The sequence below is a fragment of the Microcoleus sp. LEGE 07076 genome (assembly GCF_015207455.1).
Classification (GTDB): Bacteria; Cyanobacteriota; Cyanobacteriia; order Cyanobacteriales; family Microcoleaceae; genus Microcoleus.
The window spans coordinates 1-7,526 of sequence record NZ_JADEWV010000248.1 but is presented as its reverse complement, the minus strand read 5'-3'; the positions used below and the strand labels follow the sequence as shown (position 1 = coordinate 7,526).

The following is a 7,526-nucleotide window of genomic DNA, read 5'->3' as shown; positions in this document are numbered from 1 at the left end:
GTGCCCTAGCGGCCAAACTGGCCTCCGTATAGGCAAAACTGGGCATAGGCAAACTGGGTATACCTCACAATGCGATCGAACCGCTATATAGGGCTTGCTGAAAAAGTCTTTTCGTTAAGGGTAGGAGTCAGGAGTCTGAAGTCGGAATTAGAAGAGGTAAGAATAGTCAGTAATCAAAGTTGAAAGTGATTGACTTTTGATGGTTTAAAAGCTTATTCCTGGCACCTCCTAAACTTGTGATCTATCTCAATCCATTGAGTTATCTAGGTTTTTGGTTAAATCAGCAAGCCCTATATAGCGAAATAGGGTTGACTTAAGAACAATCTGACTTTCAATATAAATTTAGATCCACGCCAGCTTATTGTGGGTTAAGCTTGGATCCTTGCCCCGAATATACAGTTTAAAGGCAGAAGAGGCGATCAAACCTGTTTGGATTCATCCGCAGGAGATTGGGGCAAATGCGCTGTTGACAAAGCAGCTTCGCGCCCTAATTGCTGTTGCCGAATTCGTTCTAAATTCCCGGCTGGAATAGCAGCTATAAGTTGCTTGGTGTAAGCTTGCTGCGGTTGGCGGTAAATGCGATCGGCGGTGCCAATTTCTTCGATTTTACCTTTGTTCATGACGATCGCCCGATCGCTCATAAACTTGACCACGCTCAAATCGTGAGAAATAAAAATATAAGTCAGTCCAAACTCTGTTTGCAACTCCTTGAGCAAATTTAAAACTTGCGCCTGCACCGACACATCTAATGCCGAAACCGACTCATCGCAAATAATAAACTTCGGATTCAAAGCCAAAGCTCTAGCAATACAAATTCGCTGCCGCTGGCCGCCCGAAAACTCGTGAGGGTAGCGCCGCATAAAATCCGGATTCAAACCCACTCTATCCAACAAATAAGCCGCGCGATCGCGCTGTTCTTTCTGGTTCTTGCCAAAGCGGTGAATCACCATCGGTTCCATCACCGCCGCCCCAACACTCAGGCGCGGATCGAGAGAACTAAAAGGATCTTGAAAAATAATTTGCAAATCGCGTCGCAGCCAGCGCAATTTGCGATCGTACTCTTTTTTTCTTTGATAATTAGCCATCCACTGCGATCGCGAATTACTTTTCGCCGGAGGGGTAATTTCTTGACCTTCAAAAAACACTTTACCGCTGGCGATCGGAATTAATTGCAGCAATGCCCTCGCCAAAGTTGATTTGCCGCAGCCCGACTCGCCCACCAAACCCAAAGTCTCGCCGGGGTAAACCTCAAAAGAAATATCGTTTACCGCCATAAACAAGCGTTTGGTTCCGCCAAACATTCCCTGTACCGGAAAACCGACTCGCAAGTTATTAACAGCTAGCAAAGGCTCGGAAATATTCGGCAACCGAGGCGGTTTTCCGGTTGCAGAAGCAGAAAGTCCGCCGCTGCTGTCGCCGTCTAAATCGACATTTTTCTCGACAATTATTAATTCGCCGCTGGCATTTGTGGTGACATCCATAAAATCGGAAACTGTCGGCAAGCGGCGCATTTGCCGATCGAGAGTTGGGCGGCAAGCTAGCAGACCTTTTGTGTAAGGATGTTGGGGATTGCTGAAAATTTGTTCGATCGCACCGCATTCAACAATCTTGCCTCGATACATCACCGCCACCGTATCGGCAATTTCAGCAATCACCCCTAAATCGTGGGTAATAAAAATCATTGCCATGCCTCTAGAGTCGCGCAACTCGCGCAGCAAAGCTAAGATTGTGGCTTGCACAGTTACGTCCAAAGCCGTCGTCGGTTCGTCAGCAATTAATAAAGTTGGATTGCAAGAAATAGCCATTGCAATCATCACGCGCTGGATTTGACCGCCTGAGAGTTCGTGGGGATAGCGATCGAGCATAGCTTGTTTTTGGCCGTTGACTTGTGGCATCAAATCGCGATCGTCCTCGCCACCTCCTTCTTGCCGCAAAGCCAAACAGCGCTGCTGCAGTTCCTCGTCCCCCGGTAGCAGATTCACCTCTTGCAGCAGAGAAGCAGCTTTGCGCCGCGCTGCTGTCTGGGATATCTTTTGGTGGAGACAAATGGCTTCTGTGAGTTGAAATCCGATCGTATAAACCGGATTGAGCGAACTCATCGGCTCTTGAAAAATCGTCGCAATCTGGCTGCCCCGGAAAGTTTGTTTTTCCCGATCCGGCATTTCCAGCAGATTCACAGGCTTGTTGCTAGCGCCGTCTTTGGTCGGAGAAAACCAAATTTCGCCCTCGATATTCGTTGAGGAACTTGACAGCAAACCCATCACGGCCAGGGATGTTACCGATTTTCCCGACCCCGACTCTCCCACAATTCCCAGAGTTTGCCCTCGCTTGACCTCAAACGAAACGCCGTCAACAGCTTTGACTGTTGCAGACGCATCGGCCAGGGCCGCAGATGGAAATTCAACCCGCAGGTTGCGAACTTCTAGGACGGTTTCACTCATGGAGGTCTGGCCAAAGTTAAATAGAGATTAAGTGGATTGTAGCAGGGCTCGTTGAAGGCAGAAGGCACTGGGAAAGTTTTAAATTTTTAAGTTTTAAATTTTAAATTCTTTAACTTATGGCGGTTTTGACCCTGAGTAAAATACAGATATCCGGCGCCGCACAAGGCACTGCCGTTTCTCTAACGTATTTCAGAGAATTGAAAACTGCTATAAAACTCAAAACTGAAAACTCACAACTAATTAAGCGCCTTCTGCCTGCTTTGCAATTAATTAATTCTCAAAAACCGATGACTTGAGTGTCAGCAGGCAGTGCAGTGGCCTCTGAGACCTTTTTGAACACTGTTGCTTGCTCGTTTAAGGAATTAGGTCTCGGCTGTCCGGGATTGGTGCCTTGCAACTGAAGGCGCATTTGCCCTTCGGGAGTCAGCTCAAAAACAGTCTCAACGGTTTCTGTGCTGCTGAGGCCAACATCCAGGTGCATCGGTTTTTCACCGAGATTGACTTTGTACCTCATTTCTTTGGCGCGGGCCGCTCCGTCGGGGCCTTTTGCCATGAGGAACAATTTACCTTCAGGGGCAAAGACGAAGGTGAAAGACTGACCCGAGGGAACCGTGCCTTGCCATTGACCTAGGAGTTGGGTGTCGATGTTGCTAGCGGCCGGGGCTGTAGTTTCAGCAGCAATTGTGGGCGCTGCTGCTGATGCCGGGCCTGGCGTGGCCATGAAGCTGGCGAGGATGCCGAAACAAAGGCTACCTGCGATCGCTTTACCAATCATTTTTGAATTAGACATGAGACCGATATCAAAATTGGTGATTCTTTTGTACACTCTAGCTGTAAAAGCGTAAATTGTTTAGTTTTAATTTCTTTTAGAGATAGACATAGGTTGAGGTTCAAACCGGCAACGCAGTTCTCACCCTTGGATTAAAGCTTGTCCTGAGCTTGTTGAAGGGTCACGGGCTTTCAAATTTTTTTTGTTGTAAAATCGAATACAAATCCGCGTTTAGTGGCACAGTTCGCTGTTTTGAGTTGACTGTTCTGAACTCAAAACAGCTAACTGACTATTGTGTTCGATCGCGCTTCAAGAGAATTTTGCCCTTCTCTGATTAATCGTCTTTCATTGATTGCTTTCAGAATCGCGATCGACTGGTTCTGTCTGAGATTTTGTCTCAGATTTTGTCTCAGATTCCAGCGCGGGTTCCTGTGGAGTTGGCGAGCGTTTCGTTCGCTCCAAGGCCTCTGCGTAAGACCAAGCTACGCTCACAAGAAAAGCTTTTGCCATCCTTGTTACATTTTTTGAATCCTCGCTTTCGGGCCCTTGTACTTTTTGGTTGCCGTCGTCCGTCATATTTTTGTTTTCTCCCGGGCTGGTTTTTCTAGCGAATCAAAGGCTATGTGCGATCGATACCCACAAGTTATCATTTTTCTTGCACCCGCACCCTACTTATCTTTGAGGGTATGACCTCTACCACCGTAAATAATATCATAAATACGCTAATTCCCTGGTCGCATCAGAAAGAAACCTTGACTTCACTGGTTGTCCGCAGCACAGACTCCTGCTGGAAAGTGCGCTTGTAAGTTTCGATAATTTCCTGAATATATCGATTTTTCTCAGAGTTTTTTTCATAAATCAAAAGAACTATTTTAGATTTTTCTCGAATCAGAATTCCCGAACTGTTAAGAAACTGCCCGGAGCCATCTAATACAGTTAGTCCTTCCCGAAACCGAGGGGTAATAATTGTCTTGACAAACTCCTGCCATTCTGCTTCAGAAACAATCTCCCCGCCCGGTTTGGTCAAGCCAAAATACAGTTCATCTTTGAGGAAATTTGTAGGCTGGGTCTGAGAATCGGAAATAGCGGGCATTTGAGCGCGGGCAATTGTCGCCGGAAAAACAGGCAGCACTAACAGCATACCTGTCAAGCCAAGACTGTGAAGATGTTTGTTCATGCGATCGTTTTTAGGTAATAATCCAGGTCAATTATCCGCAATTAAAGAGGTTCGAGCACTTCCCCAAGCATTATGAATAATACCGATGCCACAGTTTGCGATATAATTTAACATAAAATGCTGCCAACTTAAAAACCCAGTTTCTCATGAGAAACTGGGTTTGGGAGCGTCAGTGCTAGTTTATTTAGTCTGGGACGCAGGGAGAGTCAGAAACTGAGTATTTTTACTAAGATTTTTAGTTCCAACCCTAAAAAAGATTAAATAATCCCGTTGTTTAGAGTCTAATAGCATCAGTCTTGTTATTGAGACTCGCCTACTAGCTGGCATCTGATGTGTTATCTTTTAATTCGCGGATGCTTCTGTTAGCAGTATCTTGGTACATTTCCCCGAATTCTTTCACCGCTGCTCCTGCTTCTTGCCCGATTTTCTGGATTCGTTCGACCGGAGAATCAGAAGTTTCGCGAGCTTCTTGCCTCCATTCCCGAGTAGTTTGGGGTCTTTCGGGATTGTTTAAATCCGCATTTGCACCGAATTGTGTGCCGTAAGCTTTGTTGCTGCTGCCCGCATCAACATTGGTGGTCAGCAGCAGAAAACCTACTAGGACAACACTTAAAAAACTCTTGATTTGAAAGCCTTTAAACAGAGAACTGATGCGATCGATCGCAGTGGAAATCAAATTCATCTCGGTAATACTCCGTCAGTTAATTGGGGATGATAATTTTCTACATTTTTTTAGCTAATCGACAGGCTCCAAAATCCGCAGCCAAAGCGAGGACAAGCCTAACTTAGCTGCCGCTTGCAATTAGCCTGAGCGATCGCATCTGGTAAACACTCAACCAATGTGTCAGTCAACTAGGTTTTTTACACACAAATATTACGTTAACAGCAGCAAAATGCTTCTACCTCTTACTAAAGTCATAAGTTAGTTAGAAGCAGAAAAACAAAAGTTCAGCACAGAGTTAGACAGTTTTGGCTCGATCGTGCTATACAAGGCAGATTTTTATTGCAGGCGATCGCCCGTTTTGACATCAAACCAGTGCAGGAACTGAGGCCAAAAAACCAGCTCTACAATTTCTGAATTCCACAGGCGGTCATTTGGCAGCAAAAGTCGCACTGTTACCGATTCCAAACCTTTAACTCGGACGCTAACTAAGTTTTGCATTCCCAAGTTTTCCACTAAATAAACCTCACCTTGAATTGCCTCTGGCGCGGGTAATTTACGAGTCCCTACATCTTGAATTGTTGGTCGGGCCTGCATATTCCCCGCATCTTCACCTGCAAAACAGACGTGTTCCGGGCGAATTCCCAAGACAATCTCAGGCGGCACGGTCGTCAGATTTGGCAAGAGAACTTTAAAATTGCCCAACATCGCCGAATTTCCCTGGCATTTAAGCTCCAATAAATTCATTTGCGGACTGCCCACAAAACCCGCTACAAATAGATTTGCCGGACGGTTATAAATTAAGTGCGGCGGGTCTAGCTGCTGCACGTTGCCGCTGTTGAGAACTGCGACTTTTGTTGAAAGCGTCATTGCTTCGGTTTGGTCGTGAGTGACGTATACTACAGGAGCTTTTTGGGAGGAAAATAATTGTTTGAGTTCGGCCCTGACTTTTTCTCGCAACAATGCGTCTAGATTGCTCAAAGGTTCGTCGAGCAAAAATACTTCTGGTTGGCGCACTAAAGCGCGTCCGAGGGCTACTCTCTGCCGCTGTCCGCCTGATAGTTTACCGGGCTTGCGATCGACTAATTCAGTCAATCCCAGGGATGCTGCAACTTCCATCACTAACCGATTGATTTCGTGGGAGGAGATTTTGCGGAGTTTGAGGCCCGATGCCATATTCTCGTATACTGTCATGTGCGGGTAAAGCGCGTAACTTTGAAAAACCATTGCTATATCCCGATCGCCCGGTCTCAGAGATGTCACGTTGCGATCGCCAATTCTAATCTCGCCTCTAGTCGGCTGTTCCAATCCTGCAATCAACCGCAGCGTTGTAGATTTGCCGCATCCCGAGGGCCCCAGCAAGGTGAGAAATTCGCCCTCGCTGACATCTAAGCTAATGTCTTTTACAGGAACAACTTTGGGGCTGTAGGTTTTATTGAGGTTTTTTAGTTGTAGTTTTGCCATGATTGGTTATTGGTTATTGGTTATTGGTTATTGGTTATTAGTAATTCGTCACTAAGAATCAACTTAACTATTTGACTGTTTTATTGACAAATTCACCACTCAAAACTCTCTTACTATCCTTTTACTGCCCCGGCAGTTAAACCCTGAACAATGCGCCGCTGGAACACCAAAACCAGCAAAACTAAGGGTAAGGTTCCCAAAACGGTGGCTGCGGCGATCGGGCCGTAGGGAATCTCAAAGACTGATGCACCGCTGAGTTGAGCAGTTGCAACTGGAATAGTTTTCATGGATTCGCGAGTGATAAATGTCAGCGCAAATATAAACTCGTTCCAAGCTGAAATAAATGTCAAAATTCCGGTTGTGACTAAAGCCGGAAATGTCATCGGCAGCACGATTTGCCACAGCATTTGAAAAGTGTTGTAGCCGTCAACTTTTGCCGCATCTTCTAAATCTTTTGGCAGTTGTTGAAAGAAACTCCGCATGACCAAAATCGTCAGCGGCAGATTGATGGCGGTGTAAGGAATAATTAAGGCTAAATAATTATTTCCTAAATTCAAAGCTTTGACAATTTCTAACAAACCCAAAAATAACAACACCGCCGGAAATAGCGTCACAATAGTCACAGTTGCCAGAATAATTCTCTCGCCCCACAGCCGCAACCTCGCCAATGCGTAAGCTGCGGGAGCTCCTACTGCTAAACACAGCACTGTGGAAGTAATGGAAACAAAAGCGCTATTCAAAATGTAAAGTGCAAACGGACGGCGCTGGAATAAAGACAGGTAATGATCGAAGGTAATTCGGGTTGGAATGTAGACGTTGGGAATTGCTGAAATATCTGCATTTACTTTGAAGGAAGTCAGCACCTGCCAGATGATGGGTGCGAGGAAATATGCGACAATTAATATCGCTGATAGGGGCAAGATTAATTGCCGGATGTTAAAGGTGTTTTTGGTGGGTTGTTGGCTGGCGATCGACATAGTTTATACCAATGATGGGAGTTGGGGGTTTCTGGGG

At 45.8% G+C, this 7,526-nt stretch carries 7 protein-coding genes; all 7 read right to left on the bottom strand.

Annotated features, from left to right (window positions below):
* Positions 1 to 419: 419 nt before the first annotated feature.
* Positions 420 to 2,441 (bottom strand): ABC transporter ATP-binding protein, encoded by a 2,022-nt coding sequence (locus IQ270_RS26110; protein ID WP_193976076.1) that lies wholly within the window; start codon positions 2,439 to 2,441, stop codon positions 420 to 422.
* A gap of 277 nt (positions 2,442 to 2,718) precedes the next feature.
* Positions 2,719 to 3,231, bottom strand: coding sequence for a hypothetical protein (locus IQ270_RS26105; protein ID WP_193976075.1), 513 nt, complete (start codon positions 3,229 to 3,231; stop codon positions 2,719 to 2,721).
* A gap of 324 nt (positions 3,232 to 3,555) precedes the next feature.
* A complete protein-coding gene (locus IQ270_RS26100; protein ID WP_193976074.1) occupies positions 3,556 to 3,786 on the bottom strand; it encodes a hypothetical protein in 231 nt (76 codons plus the stop codon).
* 163 nt (positions 3,787 to 3,949) lie between these two features.
* Complete coding sequence (locus tag IQ270_RS26095) at positions 3,950 to 4,387, bottom strand: DUF3574 domain-containing protein (RefSeq protein WP_193976073.1); 438 nt, start codon at positions 4,385 to 4,387, stop codon at positions 3,950 to 3,952.
* A 316-nt stretch (positions 4,388 to 4,703) separates the two neighbouring features.
* Entirely contained in the window at positions 4,704 to 5,069 is a 366-nt protein-coding gene (locus IQ270_RS26090; protein ID WP_193976072.1) for a hypothetical protein, read from the bottom strand.
* 318 nt (positions 5,070 to 5,387) lie between these two features.
* The gene (locus IQ270_RS26085; RefSeq protein WP_193976071.1) at positions 5,388 to 6,512 is read right to left on the bottom strand and encodes an ABC transporter ATP-binding protein; all 1,125 of its coding nucleotides are present in this window, start codon (positions 6,510 to 6,512) and stop codon (positions 5,388 to 5,390) included.
* A 113-nt stretch (positions 6,513 to 6,625) separates the two neighbouring features.
* Positions 6,626 to 7,489: a carbohydrate ABC transporter permease gene (locus IQ270_RS26080; RefSeq protein WP_193976070.1), complete on the bottom strand. Its 864-nt coding sequence runs from the start codon at positions 7,487 to 7,489 to the stop codon at positions 6,626 to 6,628.
* Between the last annotated feature and the right edge of the window lie 37 nt (positions 7,490 to 7,526).